Here is a 19,616-nt window from a genome sequence, read left to right as displayed (position 1 = left end):
TGATTCTTGCTATTGCGCCGCTGCCACGTTAGGATAACGTCATCTTTTCGTCTGCCAACATAGCTGTTGACGTCGCGACGACCCTATTATTTTATAACGCTTTATCACTTTGATTTTATAACATCGTACTAGGAAATTTTATGCGTATTGATAACCGTGAGCTTAACCAACTTCGCTCGATCAGCTTTGAGCGCCATTACACGAAGCATGCTGAAGGTTCAGTATTGGTCAGCTTTGGCGATACCAAAGTACTATGCACCGCGAGCGTGGAGACGGGCGTACCGCGCTGGCTCAAAGGTAAAGGCAAAGGCTGGGTTACTGCCGAATACGGCATGCTACCGCGTGCGACCAATACTCGTAATCAGCGCGAAGCGGCTCGCGGTAAACAGTCAGGGCGCACGCAAGAAATCCAGCGTTTGATCGGTCGCAGCTTACGAGCGATGATTGATTTGGGTAAACTTGGCGAAAATACCATCTATCTTGATTGTGATGTATTACAAGCGGATGGCGGCACGCGTACCGCCAGTGTGACGGGCGCGGCGATTGCCCTTATCGATGCATTAGAGAGCCTACAAAAAGCCAAAAAACTAAAAGCTGATCCGTTAATTGGTTTGGTCGCTGCGGTATCGGTTGGTATGAAAGATGGCGAAGCGTATTTGGACTTAAACTACGAAGAAGACGCCAGCTGTGATACCGATTTAAACGTGGTAATGACCCAAAAAGGTGAGTTTATCGAACTACAGGGTACGGCAGAAGAAAAACCTTTTACCCGCGCACAAGCAGACGCTATGCTTATCCTTGCCGAAAAAGGTATCGCTGAGCTGATCGATATGCAAAAAACAGCATTAGGTTGGTAAATCTCTAAGCGTATTTTTAAGGTTTATTATTTCAATTTTTAACTATCCACTGCTCTTAAACAGGTATTCATGCATGCTAAAGCTGACCGATGACGGCGCCAAAATCACCTTGCAAGGTCAGTCGCCCGCAGCCGATAATGGGCTGTTTTGGTTTGGCACGGCATTGTTGGTTGGAGCGGTGGCGGTCGCTTTGGCAATGAGCTTGCTATCTGAGCGCTTAGCAATTGGTGCTTTGGCACTATTGATTATTGGTAGTTTTATTTTTAATCGGCAGCGCCAGCAGCGTAAAAAAACCATGAGCGGTGTTATTAGTAGCGGCGTCTTGTGGGTGCGCGATGGCGAGTTGGTACATGACCATCAAGGTAAACGCGCGCATATCCATCTGACCGATGGCGACAAAATTAACTTAATTGGCGAGCAGCTACAAATTGTCGACTGTGATGACATTCGTAAATATCTAATCAGTGGCTTTGATAATATCCAAGAAGCAACCGCGACCAAAGCCATCTTACAAGGTCAGGCTTTGAGCAAACGCCATGCCAATATAAAAATGAGCGATGAGTAAATTATTGATTAGCTTTTATCCTTTGGTCTGTTTTTCTATAAATAGTCTACAATCTGATAATAGCTAAGTATTCTTTCTGAATCTCCGTTCATATTTCTAAAGCCGATGTCTTTCTAAAAACCATATTTTTATAAAAACCAAGCCTCGTTTTACCACTTATCCTCAATTTCATACCTTTTATCGCTTATCTAAAAGCAATAGTACTTGCAGATTCCTGTACAAATGGTTTATAAGTAGGGTTGAAAAATTTATCTTATTTATCGTTAATATGCTTATTGATACCAGCTTATAAAGACCAAACTTTGTGAATGGTCAAAGCTCAAGCTAAGTCATCAATAATATGTCGCCAAGGAGTTGGTCATGTCGCGTTTGTCCTTTTGGTCAATCACAACGTCGAGCAGTGCATTATTATTTACCTTTGTTACAGTTTTTCCGGTCAACCAAGCAAATGCCGATAGCATGAGCGCCCTGATTGCACAAAAATCAGCTCAACCTAATTATAGCGCCCGATATACCCCAACGTACTCAGCGGTTCCTCCTGCCAAAATCACGACGCGATCTACCATTCAACGCGCTAGCAATGCTGCTAGCTATCGCGCGAATGCGAGCAGCGCGCAACCAAGTTATACGACTAATAGCGCGTCTAATACCTCGTATGCTAACCAAAATGCTTATATCGGTAACGCCCAAAGCAATTACCGCTATCCGGCAGTCCAACGCCAAGCGCCAACCGTTCTGCCGGCATTTCTATCGGGCAGTTATGACAATGTCGATAGCGAATATTTGCCGCTACTCAGTAATGCTGAAACCCAAAGTAGTCGGGCGGCGCGGGAAGTCATCAGCACCGCGCGCAAGATGGCGCTCAATGAGCGGACGATTATTAAAGGTGGCTGCTGGGATTATCTCAATGCGGTATTTAATCGAGCAGGGGTGAGCCGTAATACCATCCATAAAGGCACCTACGGACAAGGCCCTTATGCCAATAGCAGTGAGATAGAAGTCGGTGATTGGCTCTACTATATCAATCACGGCTACAATGGCGTCGAGCACAGCGGGCTATTTGTTGGCTGGGTCGATGAGCGTGCCAAGCAAGCATTGATACTTAGCTATGCTGGTGAAAATCGCCGTGAGCCTGCGCGCTACCGTGTTTATGATTTAAGCAATGTCTATCAAATCATGCGGCCAAATGTTTAATAGCGTTAATTTGAGATAACAAGACTTAAAAAAAGCGTCCGTTACTTATTAAAGTAATAAACCGTCCAACATTTGGGGGTCAGTTCATAACGGACGCTTTTTTTTGAGTTTCAGACTCAAGATAAAAATACTTTTAAGGTAAGTCAGCTTTACTTTCCATTATTTTAAAAAGGTTTTACCACCACTAAAATGACAATGAAAATTAACGCAAATACGGGGATTTCATTAAACCAGCGCCAAAATTTATGTGTTTTATAATGCGGATTATCAATCAGCTTTTTGCGATAAAATCCGCAAGCGCCATGATAACCTGATAGCAGTACCACCAATAGTAGTTTTACGTGTAGCCAGCCCTGAGTTTTATACACATCCCAGCCCATTCCCAACATCCATAAACCAAACAACCAAGTGGCTATCATCGATGGCGTCATGATACCGCGATAGAGCTTTCGCTCCATAATGGCAAAGCGCTCGTAGCTGATGCTATCGTCACTCATCGCATGATACACGAATAGGCGTGGCAGATAAAATATCGCCGCAAACCAGCACACCATAGAGATAATGTGAGCCGCTTTAATCCAATTAAAATAGTCTGCCATCATTTTCTCTCTTACGTTTTAGTATTTTACGTTTTAGTATTTTGTGCGCAATTTCTTAATTAATAATGTTGGCAAGCTTAGCGTAGATGACGCGATAATGGTAGCGGCACGTATGGCATTTACTCTGCTAAGACAACTTGCGACTGATGACCACTCATGGCGTCAAGCACCGCTACTTGCTTTGGCGCTCGTGGCGCGGCAAATTGCTTAGTCAAACCAAGCTCGCGCATCAGTCTATCATCACCTGACTGGCTGGCATTGCCAGTGGTCAAAAGCTTATCACCATAAAAGAATGAATTTGCCCCTGCCATGAATGCCAATGCTTGTTCAGCGTCAGACAAGCTTTCGCGTCCAGCAGATAAGCGTACGTAGCTGGTTGGACAGCAGATACGCGTTACGGCAATCGTCCGTATCCATTCAAGAACGGATAGCTGACCTTGTGCTAATACTTTATCGCCAATCGGCGTCCCTTGAATAGGCACCAGTAAATTGACTGGAATAGATTCAGGCGCTTTGGGCATTTTTAGTAACTCATGGACCCAAGCGATGCGATCATTACGGCTTTCACCCATGCCAACGATGTTGCCGCTACAAACGTTAATACCTGAATTGCGTACATTCGCAATGGTATCTAAGCGCTCATCATAGCTGCGCGTACTGACCACTTGCTCGTAGTAACTTCTCGAGGTATCGAGATTATGATTGTAATAATCTAAACCTGCATCCGCCAACTGTGCTGCTTGGTCTGTATCTAGCATACCAAGAGTCATACAGGTTTCAAGTCCCAATGCTTTGACTTCTTTGACCAGTTCGACCACATAAGGCATGTCTTTGGCGCTTGGATGCTTCCACGCTGCACCCATACAAAAGCGCGATGAACCTGTGGCTTTGGCGCGTTTGGCGGCGGCAATGACTTTATCGACTTCTATACGCTTTTCTGCTTGTAGCTTAGTGGTATCGCGGTGGTGACCGGACTGCGAGCAGTAACCGCAATCTTCAGGACAGTTACCGGTCTTGATAGACAGTAAGGTGCTGATTTGTACTTCATTAGCGCTAAAGTGTTGGCGGTGTATCGTCTGTGCTTGCAGTAATAAATCCATCAACGGCAAGTCAAACAACTGAGCGATTTGTTCACGGCTGTATTTTTTCTCGCGGTTTTTAGTCGCGTCTGTCGCTAAGCTTGCTAAAAAATCATGGGACGCATTGTTATTATTAAGTATTGAATCAGTATTATTATGACTATGGTTATTGGCATTTGGTTCTGAGATATTAAGCAATCCTGCCATGAGATAAATCCTTTTATAACGATATTAAGAGGTATTAGATAAATTAATAGCGATTAGTTAAATTAAGAAAAATTGAGTAACCTTGGGTTTATGCCTTTGTTAAAGTGTAGACAAAATAATTTAGGCAATAAAAAAAGGTTGCCGTATAGTATACCGCAACCTTTTTAGAAAATCAGAATAGTGCTAAGTAGTGAAACGTATCTAGGTTATTTTTACACTAGACTGTTTTTACGCTAAATTGTTTTTACGCTAGATTATATGGACGTTAGCCAGCTACTCTCTGCTTATTTTCACTCGTGACATTATTTATTCGATTGAGTTATTACTTACCCAATTTATGCTTAGCAACACCGATCCAATGATTGGCAAATTGCTGCGCTTTATAGGCATAAGGCTTGGCTTGTTGAATATAAGGTTTGTACTGTTCTGGCACCGCTGGCACAATATGTTTGGCAAGCTTATTGAACCACATCATGAGGCTATAGTCGCCCTCGATGCTCAAATTGCCTTCTTGCACGGCAGTCATAAAAGCAGGCAGGCTGCCTTTGGTCAATAGCTTAACGCCCGTCATCGAATCTTTAAAATTAATCGTCAAATCAGCGTCTTTGGCGTGACCGCTATGTTGACTAAATTGACCATTATCAAAGCTATAGTAACGCGCGATATCAGCGTCAGTGCTGGCAAGCTCGATAGTGACTTTACGATCAGCAAACAGCGCTTTGACGTCTTCATCTTCGCTATCAGCGAGCATCGATAAACGATAACCAATCACCGCCAATAACACATCTAATGGGTCAGACTTAATATCTAATACAGGAACAGTAAACATAATCGAACTCCTAAACAACCTAAAGAATGAAAAATGAAACGCAAAATAATGCGTACTTTATAACAATTTTTATGACAAATATATAATTAGATTATAAACGATTGAATAGATGATAAGTTTCCATTCTTTAGGATTTACGTAGAGTGCCTTAAGTATCTTGTAACATTCGATGACAGCGGTATGATTGGAACAAGCTTAGTAAATGACCGAATGACTGAATTACTGAAAGCGCGGTTGATAGTCATCATCATAAACGGGCGTGTGTTCAATATAGCGGGCGGCTTGTCGCTCGCGCTGCTGATGTACAGTGCGGCTGACGTCTTCGTAACGCAATGCTCTATAGAGTACCCAACCTATCAAAGGCAACCAGCTAATACCCATCGCGATCACATAATTGTGCCATTCTGATAGTACCGACCAATAACTTAACAAGCTATGAATGGCTTCAACCGCCAACCAATACGCCATGCCGCCAAACAGATACCACAGTAACCAACGCTGCGACGATAAAGCCAGCGCAAGCACCAAACCCATTAGCAGTCCAGTACCCAATATGGCACCTACGCCCCATGTCTCACTGGCAAAAGTAGAAAATATGGTTAATAACATTGTTCATCTCGCTCTTTATCAGGTGAATTCCAACAGGGTCATTATGGAAGTTTGCGAGCTAAAGCTAAAGAGGCTAGCGACGACTTTGCGACAACAGCTGACGTTTGATTTTTTTAAACAGTTTTAAGGAAATTGCTCGCAAATATCGCCGTTAATAGCAACAAAAAAGCGCCTCAATCGTGGGCGCTTTTTTGGACTTAACATACTCTTTAACGTAGATTTGGCTTTAAGGGCGAACGCCGCGGCGCCCCCACCACGATAAGGCAGTGACCAAAACAGCGCCTAACAGCATCAAGCCCAAAGTCGTCAGCCAATGCGCGCCCGTAGGGTATTGCCATGGCATGACGTTACTGATAGCAGCGCTATTTAATGTACCGAGCGCATCGGTTTTCCATGGCCAAACTTTCACCAGCGAGCCTGCAATAAAACCTGTCAACAAGGCAAGGGTTGCTTGATAATAGCGTGATAGCAACCATTTGAGCATACGGGTAAATAATAATAACCCCGTTGCCATGCCAGCTATGACGGTAAAAATAATACTAAAGTTTAGCGTATGCACCGCTTCGAGTACGGTGTCATAAGCGCCCATTAATAATAGAATAAATGAGCCTGAGATACCGGGTAATATCATCGCACAAATGGCAATCGCACCTGCAAGAAACAAATACGGCAAACTCGGCGCGGTGGTCAATAACGGTAAGCTACTGATGACAACCGCGCTACCAGCCCCTAGCAAAAACAATACCACCCGTCCTATATTCCAGCGTGTAATCTCAGTCAATAAGATAAAGACTGTTGCCACCACCAAACCAAAAAAGAACGACCAAATCAGTAAAGGCTGATGGTCGAGTAAATGCTTAATAAATCCAGCTAACGTAGCAAAACTGGTGGCGATACCAAGTAGCAAGCACACCAAAAAAGTGGCATCGACTTGCTTCCATACGGCGACCAAGCCTTTAAGCCCGCCTTGTTGGCGAAAGATTTGCCAAAGATGAGGGCCGACGCTACTCAAAGCATTAATCAAGCGCTCGTAAATCCCTGCAATTAGGGCAATCGTGCCGCCAGAAACACCGGGTACAATGTCTGCTGCACCCATCGCAATGCCTTTGGCATAGACGCCAAATAGCTGCTTTGGACTGTCATTATAAATAGGGGTGCTTTCTTGGGATAAAGACGCATTATCTATAGGAGTGGAAGATGACGGCGCATCTGGCCGCGGTGATTGTGATGCCGTCATGGACAGTCCTTTTTTATTTAATAAGATAAAAGTAAGATGAATAGGGTAAAAGAGATGTAGGTATAAAAAAGCTTCAACCATAAAAGCTAGGCTAAAGACAAATCCTTAACCTAGCTAATTTTTTAGAATGGTTAAGCGTTATTTAGTGCGGGCAAAGGCTGGATAGCCAAGCGCATAAAGCACGCCTTCAAGCCCTGTAACATTGACCGCAGCGTCCGCACGCGCTTGAACGATAGGTTTGGCATTAAACGCCACGCCCAAATCCGCTAGCGCCATCATCGGTAAGTCATTGGCGCCATCGCCGACGCAAACCACTTGTGACATATCAATACCCAAGCGCTCAGCAGTATGTTCAGCAATCGCCGCTTTTTTGGCGCCATTAATAATCGGCAGTTGCACATGACCGGTCACTTCGCCGTCTTCGATATCTAGCGCATTGGCGTGGACTTCATCGATGCCTAGTTGCTCAGCGATATAACGGGCAAAATAGGTAAAGCCGCCTGAAACCAAGACTGTATGATAACCCAGAGCTTTAAGGGCGCTGATAGTGGTCAGCGCGCCTGTTGATAAGGTTAAACGGCTACAAATATCATCAAGCACATCGGTCGATATGCCTTTTAGTAACGCCACGCGCTGTGCAAAGGATTCATCAAAATCCATCTCACCGCGCATCGCCGCTTCGGTAATGGCTGCAACTTTCTCGCCGATACCCGCAGTTTTTGCCAGCTCAACGATGACTTCTTGTTCAATCAACGTCGAATCCATATCAAAACAGGCCAGCTTATGGGTACGTAGCATATGACCGACCGACAAGATATGACAGTCGACCACATCTAAATGCTCGCTACCTATGGCAGTTTGCGAGTTTTTATAGTCTTCCATTAATTCTTGACGCAGACGGGTGGTCAATTGGTCATCGATAATGTGCGCCGCTGCTGTCTTTTTAGCAGGGTGCATGAGAGTATCGGTGACGGGCACCAGCAGATAGCGGAACACTTGCACATCAATAAACGAGCGCTTGGCAAATGGCTGCGTGGTATCTATATCAGCAATCTCAATATCGACAAAATTGGCGTCGGCGTCTTCTGCGACAGTGACCAAGTGCCAGTTTGGCTGCTCATCGACCCAAGACTGCACATATTGATGAATATCGAGCGAAGATACATGCGTCGGCAATACCACAATTAAGGCAAACACAGGCAAGGATTGTAGCGCATCAAAATCATGTAGATTTGTGCCTTCAGGCAATAATGAGGCTACAGAATCGACCGCTTGTTGCCAAGCTTTGCTGTCTTTTGGTAACGAGTAAGATGTATTTTTTTGCATCGCTCAATTGTCCCTTGTATGCTGATATAAGATTGGGAATAATAGCAGCTTTACTGGGCAGCGCCTATAGATGAGGTACAAAGTCTCACAGTCTGATAAAAACGCTTAGCATACCCAATTAACAGGCCTAAAAAGCGCCGCCGCATAGAAGAAAATTCTTACAATAAATTTATGCGATTCGCTAACGCCATAACCCTTACTATGATGATATAGTAGAGAAAATAAGCGCTCGATTTGTCGGTAAAGGTATGAACCAAACATAATTGCACAACAAAACTGCTGTACGATGGCAAGGTCTTATCAATAGCATTGGTTTCATTGTCATCTGTTTAGGTGCTATTTGTTTAAGTGCTATTTGTTTAAGTGCTATGCGTTTAAATACTGCAATACTATTGATTGAGTGGCAGCGCTAGTAAATTAAGCAAAAAATAAATAGACAAATTAAGAGCTGCATACACTTCTAGAAAATGAGCCTTAGCCTCGTTTTTTTACTTCCATTTATCCAAAAAAGTTTACCATATCATGACGTATTTAGCGCCGCGGCAAGGGTTGTTTGCCATTATTCTTCTGGTTAGTTTTTGTTTGCAGACCCTATTATTGGTCATCAGTACCGATCAGCAGCTGAGCAATAGCCGTGCCCAAAAGGGCGAGCAAATGGTCGCTCAGCTCATTGATGAAGCGCGCTTATCTTTAGAAAATAAAGACCGCGTCAGCCTTAGCGTCATAGCCAATCGTTATACCAGCGAGCAGGACGTCACGCGCATTTTGATTAAAGACAATAATGGTGATGTCTTGGTACCAGTCGGTAATGCACCGATGCAGCAAGGCGATACCATTAGCCAAATCGCCACCAAAGGCGATGCAGTCATCGGTAGCGTGGCCTTGACGCTTAAAGACATTAGCAAGGGTGAGATTATCGCCATGCAGTGGCCGTTTGTGATTGGCTCGATGCTGCTGCATTTGTTGCTATGGCTGATTTATGGTTATATTGCGCGCCCAACCAAAGAGCAAATCAATGCGCTAAGCCGCGATATTCAAGATTTGCATCGCGAGCAGTACAGACAGATTGATCAGCGCGAATTTGCGCGAGGTTATGAGCGCAACCTTGAGCGTGGCGATGAAACAGAAGATGTGTCAACAGAATCCGCTAGTGCAGCCAATGCCGCGGCTACCAGCCGCAATCCAAATGCTGATAAATCAGACCTACCGCGTAAACTAGATATTCATAGTGCGGTCAATCAATACGTTAGAGGGCAGCAAGGTCAAAATCCTGAGCTTGATGCGACTCATGACACCACTTCACATGCTATGAATAACGATGGCGCGGACAATCTACAGGACCAACTGACTGCTGGCAATGCTAACAATCATGACAGCCATAAGTCTAATGGCTCTAATGGTATGGCTCGGCTGTCTGCCAACCGTCCATTTGATAGTGTCAGCGTCCAGATAGTCTTTCATGATGAGTTCAATATGCTCGAGCGCTTAGCGCCGTCGCAGCGCCTGCCTTATTTGGCATTATGTACGCAGTTATTAAATCAAGCGGTGACCGAATTACTGAAGCAGCCATTATTGCTTGGGGTCAGCGCAATTAATGAGCCACACTTTGATGAAAGCGGCGCTTATGTGATGCTAAAGGCAGATAATAGCCATGCCAAAGTAGCATTGGCAGGGGTGATGCTCGCTAAGCTGTATCTCATGCTCAATAAAATTATCCACGATAAGCATATCGAGCTGTCAAGATTTGCCTTACCAGCGAAAGCGGGTGTCAGTGACAATGCGCAAGTTGAAGCGATGAGCCATTTATTAGAGAGCGTCGGTAAAAAAGAGCAGATGCTTATTTTGCTACCAAATGCGGGTATTAAACAAATCAATCATCATGTTCAGCTCCAAAGCGTCATGCGCCCAACGACCGTTTATGAGCGCGAATGTGCGATATTCGATGGCGGTAATGATGCCATGATTCAGCGGCTGGCTGATGTACGTAATGCGGTATTGATGATTGAAGAGACAGAAGAGCAAGGGTAAATTTGTCACTTTAGACGTCAGTGAATCTCTACAATTGCCTGTAAGATAAATGCCTATGCGCTTATTATCTTTGAGCATAACGTTGTCATAGTGATAAAAAGGATTGACAACGCTTGGGAGAGACTTTATAAGGCATATATATATTTATGTATTTTTAATACCTTTGCCGAAAAACGATAGGAGCTTGTCATGAGTGACGCTGATATTGATGACGATTTTGATGACGATTTTGTCGATGATGACGACGCCAAGATGGTGGAAGAGGCCGAAACCAGTGTGCGTACGCGCTTAAGCAGCCTTGAAAAACGCCGTTTGATTGATAACCTACTAGAAGAAAAACGTCTAGAAAAAGAGCTCAAAGACGATCTTGATGACATCGATAATTTTGATGAAGATGGCGATGACTGGGATGATGACGATATTTAACCCGTTATTTCTGTTTTAAGTTTGCCGCCTGATAATCAGGAAAAGTAAAGATAATGGCTTGTGTTAGCCGAAAGTTGTTAACTGGTTACACAGATAAGCAATCATCATGTTAAGTATATTGTGCTAAGCTGATTGTCAGATATTTTTAATAATATTAAATTGTTAAAAATGATGCTGCAATCAGCTCTTTTTATGTTGCCATACTCATGTATGGCGTACGCCGTAATCTAGCCGCCAAGGACTCCCTGCTATGAATAACCCACTCAGTTTCGATGAATTATTAGACTATTTGGACAATGATGAGAGCCAGTTCGTGCTGGATAGTGTTGCCACCCACGGTTTTTTGACCGCCACTATTATCGGACGTCCATTGCCAAATTGGCTAGATGCGCTATTTGAAGGTCACGTCAGTGACATTCCTGCAAATGTGATTGACGGTATTCAGCGCTGGCGCGACTCGATTATGGCTGAGCTAAAAAACGAAACGCCGATCGAGCTACCCTTTGGTGAAGATGCGGGTAATGAGGAAGTGGCGGTCGATTTTTCAGAGGAGTCTGACATCGTTGCTTGGTCGATCGGTTTTGTCGATGCGATGTATGGCGATGAAGCCAGTGATTGGTTTGAAGATGAAGAAACGGCAGAAGATGTGGCGGTCTTAACCTTGCCTATGATTGTGCTAAGCGGTATCGATGATGAGGATCCTGAGCTTGCCGAAATGCGCGCTGATGAAGATAAAATGGCGCAAATGGCCAATAGCATCGAAGGCAATTTGACCGAGCTGTTTTTATTGTTTCATACCAATGACTAGCAGGGTTTGTTTCAACAATATTGATTGTTTATTATGCACTGACACCATCAATCTTCATTAAATTCATATAAGTCACCAATAAGGCTGTAGCATGACTGTGCAACTTTCCAACCTTGAGCACTTACCCAACTACCAGATTACCGAGCGCTTGGACGTTGTTTACGGTAGTACTGTGCGCTCAAAGCACATGGGCAAAGACTTGTTCGCTGGGCTAAAAAATATCGTTGGTGGTGAGCTGACGGCTTATACCGAGCTATTAGAAGAGTCACGCCAAGAAGCCATCGATCGTATGGTCATCAAAGCAGAAGCCTTAGGTGCCGATGCCGTGGTAGGTCTGCGGTTTTCGACTTCGAGCATTGCCCAAGGCGCTTCTGAGCTGTTTGTCTATGGCACCGCGGTTAAAGCCGTACCCATGCCGCAGCAGTCCGTCTCTTCGCCGTCATCTCATCAACCGCCAAGCAATCCTTCTTGTCCTACAGGTTTGCAAAATCACGACCAAGCAGCGCCGCAAAACCCCAACGTCGCCGCTGATGATTTGCCACGTTTCAATCCTTTTGGTTAATTAACCAGCAAAAAAAGCAGCAACGCTTTTTGACGCTCGAGACGGTCCATGAATAATTCTCTCACCCAAATGCTCATCAACTACGCGCCGCTTCTGGTGTTGTTTGTGGTCGGCTGGTTTTTTGGCTCACGGCATGAGCGTCAGCACTTGGCACAATTAAAAATCGCTGAAAAAGAGCTTAGCCATATTGTCGTCTCGACCGAGCGCTTTTATGTCCCCAAATTGGATGCTCATACTGAGGGTGAATTGGTACTTGGCAGCGTGGTGATTGCGCAAGATTATTTTAAAATGGTCATTGCTCGCGTTTTAAGTATCTTTGGTAAAAATCTTACCACTTATGAGACCTTACTTGATCGCGCGCGCCGTGAAGCTGCCGTACGTATGCGTAGCCAAGCGCAGGCGAAAGGCTATAGTCATATTTATGGCCTGCGTTTTGAAGTCAGTAATGTCAATCAGTTGGGCAGCATGGTCGAAGCCATTGCCTATGGTACCGCCGTCCATAGTTGTGAAAATTCTAATAAAGCCTCTATGTATTAGATATCATTTAACCGTAACTCCTTAGAATCTTCTGGCAAACCCTTTCTATTTCTACTCTATTCCCACATTTTACACTTGACTGATGAGTCGTTGAATAAAGCAAATGTATATGACATTTGCGCTATATACTCGCTATATGTTTTGCTGACTTTTATGCTATAAGCACTCTCATAAAAGCTATAGTGAGTGAAAAGTAATATCGATACATCAGCAATTCAGTATAACAATGAGTGATGGCTGTTGATGTTAAGCGTTAGCCGCTATTAACCAGCCTTAGCAAGGAATGCTAAGCAGGTATCACTTAATCATTAGCAGTTGATCTAGGAATAGGTCACATTTACAGGGATGTTAGTATGGAAAGTTTGGCGCTAGTCACTTTAGTAAACTCAGTTATTATTCCTATTTGCTTGTTTTTAATCATGATGGGCATGGGCTTGACCCTCGTCACCAACGATTTTAAACGGGTGTTAAAGTATCCCAAAGCTGTCGGTATAGGCTTGACCAATCAGCTGATACTACTGCCAATCATCGGCTTTACCTTAGCCAATATCATGCCATTACGCCCAGAGTATGCCGTTGGCGTTATGCTGCTCGTGCTATGCCCAGGCGGCACTACCTCAAACTTATTTACTTATTTGGCCAAAGGCGATGTGGCGCTGTCGGTGACGATGACCGCGATTGCCAGCGTTATCACGGTATTTACCATTCCAATTGTACTGAGCTTTTCGTTGATTTATTTTATGGGCAGCGGTAGCGCGTTTGAATTGCCCGTATTAAAAACGGTGCTTACTTTGGTGCTGCTAACGATTGTGCCTATTAGTATCGGCATGCTGATTAAGCGTTACGCGCCAGCAGTCGCCGATCGCTCACAAATCTATGTGTCGCGCTTTGGCGTGCTTTTTTTAACGTTTTTAGTGCTGTTTTTGGGCTATGTGCAACGCGATATCATCGTCGATGCCTTTATCGCTACCGGCCCTGTGTCGATAATATTGAACCTTTCAACCATGGCGCTTGGTTATTATAGTAGTAAATGGTTTGGTCTAAACTTGGCGCAAAGAACGTCGGTCACGTTAGAAGTCGGGCTCCAAAACAGTACCTTATCGATATTTATGGCGTTGACGTTATTATCGAACTACGATATGTCGATGATGCCAGCCATCTATACCTTGGTGATGTTCTTGACGGCAGGGATTTTGGTACGCATATTTAGCGCGCGACACAATAAACTGAGAAAGTCTGAAATAGAAAGCAGTGTATTAGCCGCGCGCATGCTTTAACGCTAATGATTTAGACAGACGTTAAGCATCTATAGCCAATTCAATATAAAAGTGGTTCATTTAAAATAGCGCTCTGCTGGAATAAATCTTCCTCGCTTGCTGTGTGCTTCGCACTCCAGAGGCTTCGAAAAATTTATTCCAGCAGTCCTATAACATTTCTAAATGGAATTTACTATATATCACTCGTTCATAAAATCCCATAACAGGTTTAAATGCTTAAAATCTGTTATGGGAAATTAGCTTAAGGATTTTACTGCTAATTATTGTTAATAAGGTCGTCGGGTATTTATACGGCTGTTTATATTGTTGACTTCGTTTGGTTTGTCTTTGGCAGTTTCTTCTTTGACCTTAGCAATATCAAACAAGAAGGTACGGTTTTTTAGTACCGCGACAAACACCACCCCGCCAACGGTGTTGCCAACCAATATCACCGCCAAAAATAGCAAATAGCGCGCTAAGCTGACGGTATTGCCATAAAGCAAAGCAGAAAATATCTCGATATTACCGACGATACTATGATGCAAACCTAAAAAGCCAATACTGCCAGTAATCAAGGTCACTAAAACAATGCGACTTAGGGTATCGCGCGCCGAGGTCACAAGCCAGGCGGTGATACCCATCATCCAGCCTGCCAAGATGGCGCTACCAAATATCACCCACCATCTAAACCCTAAGATATGCTCGGCATAGGCATCGATGTCACTGACGCTAAACAGCTGCATATTTAAACCTAGTCCGATCATCAAAGCGGCAAATAAACAGCCACCAACGACGTTACCGGCGATGACAATGCCCCAAAGGCGTAGCAATTTATGTAAGGGTTCGATTTTATTGAGTACAGGAAGGCTTAAAAGAGAGGTTTGTTCGGTAAATAAAAGCGATTGACCGATGACGACAATAATAAAGCCAATCGGATAAAGTAGGGAAGCGAGGACGATCGCGTAATGGCTCGGGAGCACGCCACTCAAAAGCGCAAAAGCCGATAAAATCATAAAGAAGCTGATGCCAATCTCAAGCCCAGCAGTAAAAGCACTGGTAAATAACGAGCCAAGCGAGCGCTCAAAGGTTTCTCTGGCATCCATCACCTGCTCAACCAAGATACTGGCATAGCTTTTTGCTTGGCTGAAATTGTCATCATTGGCGACTTTTTTGATGGTCTCTTTGTCTTCTTCGCTAATATCCTCAGAGAAATCTTCGTCCTCTAAGTTTTCTGTGGTATCGGAGTCGCTCTGCGCCTCAGTATCGCCTTCTACTTTGTCTTCAGTACTATTTTCTTCAGCAGCTATAGAGCGTACATCCTCTCTTTTTTCAGCTTTAGAGTGGCTGCTATTGCTACTATTATTGTTATCGTTGTGCTCGCTATCTTTAGACACGGTCGGCTCGCTGTTTATCTGATAATAATTTAGGTTTCTCTTTATTCTAGCGTATGCGCAGCGTTTATTATGTTGAGTGTTCAGCCGATTACTGTTGTAAATTGGCCCCTGCCGCTATTGAAGACTGATAAATGTCCTTAGCATCTAACAAAATCTGCCCATCTGCGTTAAAATCACTCTATTAATTATTTTCCCTATTTTTCGATAACTTTGTTTGACCACCTTCATTTTTAATAAAAGACCATTCTATTATGAGTACTTCTAATACCCCTGATAATACCAAGAGCAACACCAAGAGCAACCTGACACAATCGATTCAGGCCGCCTTAAGTCAATTAGAGAACGCCTATAATCCAAGCGATGTCGAAGCAGGCATGTATCAAGGTTGGGAAGAAAACGGTTATTTTAAGCCAAGCTTTGATAAAGACGAGTCGTTCTCTATCGCCTTGCCGCCACCAAACGTCACCGGTTCACTGCATATGGGTCATGGCTTTAACAATGCCATCATGGACGCACTAACCCGTTATCACCGTATGGATGGTGACAACACGCTTTGGCAACCGGGCACCGACCATGCGGGTATTGCCACCCAAATGGTCGTTGAGCGTCGTTTGGAGGCGCAAGGTTTGAAGCGCCGTGATATGACGCGCGAAGATTTCATCGATAAAGTCTGGGAATGGAAAGAAGAGTCGGGCGACAATATCACCCGTCAAATTCGTCGTTTGGGCAGCTCAGTCGACTGGTCACGTGAGCGCTTTACCATGGACGATGGTTTGTCGAATGCGGTAAAAGAAGTATTTGTACGCCTATTCGATGATGGCTTGATTTATCGTGGTAAGCGTCTGGTCAACTGGGATCCTAAGTTCCAAACGGCGCTATCGGATTTAGAAGTAGAAAACGTCGATGAAAAGGGTAGCTTATGGCATTTCCGCTATCATTTCACCGATAAAGACTTAACGACCCAAGAGGGTAAAAACTATCTGGTCGTTGCCACCACGCGCCCTGAAACCTTGCTTGGCGATACCGCCGTTGCCGTCAATCCAAAGGACGAGCGTTACGCGCACTTGATTGGCAAAACCATTACCTTGCCGATTACTGGTCGCATTGTTCCTATCGTTGCCGATGATTATGTTGATATCGAATTTGGTACTGGCTGCGTAAAAATCACCCCAGCCCATGATTTTAATGACTATGAGCTTGGTCGTCGTCATAACTTGCCATTGATTAATATCCTTGATGAACGCGCCAATATCTTACCTGCGATGGAAGTTTATCCTGACCTACAAACACGTGAGCCGACATTAGAAACCACGCCAAGTGAATATGCAGGACTTGAGCGTTTTGCGGCGCGTAAATTCTTGGTTGAGCAAGCGGGCGAGCAAGGTTGGCTAGAGGATATCGAAGACTACGCACTCAAAGCCCCACGTGCTGAGCGTGGTGGTACGATCGTTGAGCCGTGGTTGACCGATCAATGGTACGTGGCCGTCAGTAAGCTTGCCAAACCTGCGATTGATGCCGTAGAAGATGGCCGAATTGAGTTCGTTCCTGCGCAATATAAAAATATGTATATGGCGTGGATGACGGACTTGCAAGACTGGTGTATCAGCCGTCAGCTATGGTGGGGACATCGTATCCCTGCATGGTACGACGATGCGACTGGTGAGATTTATGTTGCCCGTGATGAAGCGGAAGTGCGTACTAAATACAATCTAAGCGACGATGTTAAATTGCGCCAAGACGATGATGTGCTCGATACCTGGTTTAGCTCGGGACTTTGGACGTTTAGTACGCTTGACTGGGCAGACCCGAACGCTGATCCGCGCGTACTTAAAACCTTTCACCCGACCAGCGTCTTGGTCACGGGCTTTGACATTATTTTCTTTTGGGTCGCGCGCATGATTATGCTGACCATGCATTTTGTCAAAAACGACGATGGCAGCCCGCAAGTACCGTTTAAGACCGTTTATGTCCATGGTCTCGTCCGTGATGGCCAAGGACAAAAAATGTCCAAATCAAAAGGCAACGTTCTCGACCCAATCGATATCATCGATGGTATCGATTTGGAGACGCTAGTAGAAAAACGTACCAGCAATATGATGAACCCAAAAGACGCGGCGAAAATTGAGAAGCAAACGCGTAAAGAGTTCCCTGAAGGCATCGCGGCTTACGGTACGGATGCATTGAGATTCACCTTTACCTCCTTGGCGAGCACGGGCCGCGATATTAACTTCGATCTGAAACGCGTTGAGGGCTATCGTAACTTCTGTAATAAAATCTGGAACGCCAGCCGTTTTGTACTGATGAACTGTGTCGATAAAGAGGGGAGCGCACTGCCTATTGACCAAAGCGCGAAGCCTGAGGTGTGGGAGCTACCCGAAAAATGGATTATGAGTCGTCTAAATTCTAGTGTCCAAAATATCCATCAGCACTTTAACCAGTATCGCCTTGACATGGTCAGCCATGATATCTATGAGTTTATTTGGAACGAGTACTGCGATTGGTACGTTGAGCTTGCCAAAGCCAGTCTCAATGATGACTCAGTGACAGACGAGCGTAAAGCGCAAATCCGCTACGTACTGCTGCATGTGCTTGAGAGCTCCATGCGCTTCACCCATCCGATTATGCCGTATCTGACCGAAGAGATTTGGCAAACCATCGCGCCGCTGCTAGATCGCAAAAACACCGACAGCATCGTCATCGCTGACTACCCGCAAACCGATAGCACGCTGATTAGCGAGCAAACCGAGTCTGATATGGACTGGTTACAAGAGCTGATCGCTAGCGTCCGTAATATCAGAGGCGAGATGAAACTCGGTAACGCGGTGCGCTTGCCTGTGCTACTACAAAATATCTCTAATGAGGAAGAGCAGCGTCTATCGCGCATTGCCAATCAATTTAAGGCATTAGCGAAAGTGGAGAGCTTAACCCTTCTAAAAGACGGTGATGAGGTGCCACTATCGTCATCGAGCATGGTTGGCCAGCTACGCGTCCTTGTACCCATGAAAGGACTGATTGACCCGACCGCTGAGCTAAAACGTCTGGGTAAATCTTTTGATAAGCTACAAAAGCAAGCCGAAGGTATCTCGCGCAAGCTCTCTAATGAAGGCTTTGTCAGTAAAGCGCCAGCCGAAGTAGTCGATGCTGAGAAGGCGAAACTGGCTGAGTTAGAAGGTCAGATTAAGACTATGGCGGGGCAGATGGAGGAGCTTAAAGCGTTGTAAATAAAGCGTAAATATCTATATAAGTAGAAAACGCCGTCACGATTGTGATGGCGTTTTTTATTGTCTACTGGTAGGTTCTATAAGTAAATCTTGGTTCTGATAAATAACTGAATATTTGTATGCTATTATCTATGGTTTATTAATATGAACTCGAATATATTTATATAAAGTAAAGCATCTGCAGAAGCGGTTGAGGCTGAAAAGATTAAACTGGCTAAGTTAGAGGGGCAGTTGACCGCGATGAAAGAGTCAAAGGCGTTGTAATGAAATACACATTAGTGAATCCATCCAAGACCAAGAGTTCTGTTCATTCAAATATATTCACTACAAAAGTAAAATGTAAAATAGATGATTGCTTAAATCTTACGTTCGGCACATTGGATAAGTGTGCCTTACATTGTGAAAAGGGTGATTATCGCACAGATTGGTATAATGGTTTACTATCAGAATTTACCAACTTATTAAATAGTTATATATTGAGGTACTTTAAAGATGACTATTATAGTTACAAAGGTCTAAACCATCATGCTAATCAGTTAATTTATGAATTAAAAGCATATCTTAATACTAGTAGAGATCTTTATTTATCGACTGTAATAGAAAGGTTTTTTTGTGAAATTGATATAGTGTTTTCAGGTATAAGGTTTCCAACTAGAGATAGCAAAGATAGTTTTGATTATTTTAAGACATTAAGAATGTTCAAAGGAATACACTTTGTTAATTGTGAATTTTACCTAGATAATTTATATATAAAAAATATAAGTTTTTTCTTTCAAAACTGTTACTTCAATAGCAACTTTACAATCCATCCAATAACACTGTTGAGACCATCCCGAATTCTGTGTAACTGCCATTTAGATTAAATGCTTACTGATACGGTCA

Annotated in this window: 17 protein-coding genes; 10 read left to right on the top strand and 7 right to left on the bottom strand. The window is 44.0% G+C overall.

Annotation, left to right across the window (positions count from 1 at the left end; all coding sequences use genetic code 11):
* Positions 1 to 140: 140 nt before the first annotated feature.
* The 3 genes from rph to JFC07_RS06805 all read left to right on the top strand — a co-directional run bounded on the left by rph (position 141) and on the right by JFC07_RS06805 (position 2,616).
* Positions 141 to 857 (top strand): ribonuclease PH, encoded by a 717-nt coding sequence (rph, locus tag JFC07_RS06815; RefSeq protein WP_198328718.1) that lies wholly within the window; start codon positions 141 to 143, stop codon positions 855 to 857.
* A 73-nt stretch (positions 858 to 930) separates the two neighbouring features.
* A complete protein-coding gene (locus tag JFC07_RS06810; RefSeq protein ID WP_198328717.1) occupies positions 931 to 1,422 on the top strand; it encodes a hypothetical protein in 492 nt (163 codons plus the stop codon).
* Positions 1,423 to 1,782: 360 nt separating this feature from the next.
* The gene (locus tag JFC07_RS06805) at positions 1,783 to 2,616 is read left to right on the top strand and encodes a hypothetical protein (protein ID WP_198328716.1); all 834 of its coding nucleotides are present in this window, start codon (positions 1,783 to 1,785) and stop codon (positions 2,614 to 2,616) included.
* Positions 2,617 to 2,780: 164 nt separating this feature from the next.
* Here the strand turns inward: JFC07_RS06805 and hemJ are convergent, their stop codons facing one another.
* The 6 genes from hemJ to serB form a co-directional block, all read right to left on the bottom strand.
* Positions 2,781 to 3,215: a protoporphyrinogen oxidase HemJ gene (gene hemJ / locus JFC07_RS06800; protein WP_198328727.1), complete on the bottom strand. Its 435-nt coding sequence runs from the start codon at positions 3,213 to 3,215 to the stop codon at positions 2,781 to 2,783.
* A 119-nt stretch (positions 3,216 to 3,334) separates the two neighbouring features.
* The gene (gene bioB / locus JFC07_RS06795; protein ID WP_198328715.1) at positions 3,335 to 4,501 is read right to left on the bottom strand and encodes a biotin synthase BioB; all 1,167 of its coding nucleotides are present in this window, start codon (positions 4,499 to 4,501) and stop codon (positions 3,335 to 3,337) included.
* 322 nt (positions 4,502 to 4,823) lie between these two features.
* Entirely contained in the window at positions 4,824 to 5,330 is a 507-nt protein-coding gene (locus JFC07_RS06790) for an SCP2 sterol-binding domain-containing protein (protein WP_068403625.1), read from the bottom strand.
* 219 nt (positions 5,331 to 5,549) lie between these two features.
* Positions 5,550 to 5,939: an AciT family ciprofloxacin tolerance protein gene (aciT, locus tag JFC07_RS06785; protein WP_198328714.1), complete on the bottom strand. Its 390-nt coding sequence runs from the start codon at positions 5,937 to 5,939 to the stop codon at positions 5,550 to 5,552.
* A gap of 226 nt (positions 5,940 to 6,165) precedes the next feature.
* Positions 6,166 to 7,176: a DUF368 domain-containing protein gene (locus JFC07_RS06780; protein WP_198328713.1), complete on the bottom strand. Its 1,011-nt coding sequence runs from the start codon at positions 7,174 to 7,176 to the stop codon at positions 6,166 to 6,168.
* A gap of 138 nt (positions 7,177 to 7,314) precedes the next feature.
* On the bottom strand, positions 7,315 to 8,502 hold the full coding sequence (gene serB, locus JFC07_RS06775) for a phosphoserine phosphatase SerB (protein ID WP_193032091.1): 1,188 nt from the start codon (positions 8,500 to 8,502) through the stop codon (positions 7,315 to 7,317).
* Positions 8,503 to 9,024: 522 nt separating this feature from the next.
* On the opposite strand from serB, the gene JFC07_RS06770 reads away from it, so the two are divergent.
* The 6 genes from JFC07_RS06770 (at position 9,025) to JFC07_RS06745 (ending at position 14,140) form a co-directional block, all read left to right on the top strand.
* Complete coding sequence (locus tag JFC07_RS06770) at positions 9,025 to 10,530, top strand: hypothetical protein (RefSeq protein ID WP_102077717.1); 1,506 nt, start codon at positions 9,025 to 9,027, stop codon at positions 10,528 to 10,530.
* A 189-nt stretch (positions 10,531 to 10,719) separates the two neighbouring features.
* Positions 10,720 to 10,956 carry a PA3496 family putative envelope integrity protein gene (locus JFC07_RS06765; RefSeq protein WP_068403618.1) on the top strand — a complete coding sequence of 79 codons (237 nt, stop codon included), beginning with the start codon at positions 10,720 to 10,722 and terminating at the stop codon, positions 10,954 to 10,956.
* A gap of 250 nt (positions 10,957 to 11,206) precedes the next feature.
* Entirely contained in the window at positions 11,207 to 11,764 is a 558-nt protein-coding gene (locus JFC07_RS06760) for a UPF0149 family protein (RefSeq protein ID WP_198328712.1), read from the top strand.
* Positions 11,765 to 11,855: 91 nt separating this feature from the next.
* On the top strand, positions 11,856 to 12,326 hold the full coding sequence (locus tag JFC07_RS06755; protein ID WP_198328711.1) for a YbjQ family protein: 471 nt from the start codon (positions 11,856 to 11,858) through the stop codon (positions 12,324 to 12,326).
* Between the two features lie 48 nt (positions 12,327 to 12,374).
* Positions 12,375 to 12,863 (top strand): YbjQ family protein, encoded by a 489-nt coding sequence (locus JFC07_RS06750; RefSeq protein ID WP_198328710.1) that lies wholly within the window; start codon positions 12,375 to 12,377, stop codon positions 12,861 to 12,863.
* Positions 12,864 to 13,216: 353 nt separating this feature from the next.
* Positions 13,217 to 14,140, top strand: a complete 924-nt coding sequence (locus JFC07_RS06745) for a bile acid:sodium symporter family protein (RefSeq protein WP_198328709.1) — start codon at positions 13,217 to 13,219, stop codon at positions 14,138 to 14,140.
* A gap of 266 nt (positions 14,141 to 14,406) precedes the next feature.
* Here JFC07_RS06745 and JFC07_RS06740 read toward each other — a convergent pair whose 3' ends face one another.
* Entirely contained in the window at positions 14,407 to 15,513 is a 1,107-nt protein-coding gene (locus JFC07_RS06740) for a formate/nitrite transporter family protein (protein ID WP_198328708.1), read from the bottom strand.
* Between the two features lie 251 nt (positions 15,514 to 15,764).
* Here JFC07_RS06740 and JFC07_RS06735 point away from each other — a divergent pair, with 251 nt between their 5' ends.
* The gene (locus JFC07_RS06735) at positions 15,765 to 18,734 is read left to right on the top strand and encodes a valine--tRNA ligase (protein ID WP_198328707.1); all 2,970 of its coding nucleotides are present in this window, start codon (positions 15,765 to 15,767) and stop codon (positions 18,732 to 18,734) included.
* Positions 18,735 to 19,616: the final 882 nt, after the last annotated feature.

The sequence above is a fragment of the Psychrobacter faecalis genome, assembly GCF_016107575.1.
Classification (GTDB): domain Bacteria; phylum Pseudomonadota; class Gammaproteobacteria; order Pseudomonadales; family Moraxellaceae; genus Psychrobacter; species Psychrobacter faecalis.
The sequence above is the reverse complement of the archived record's forward strand: the minus strand, read 5'-3'. Positions and strand labels throughout refer to the sequence as shown.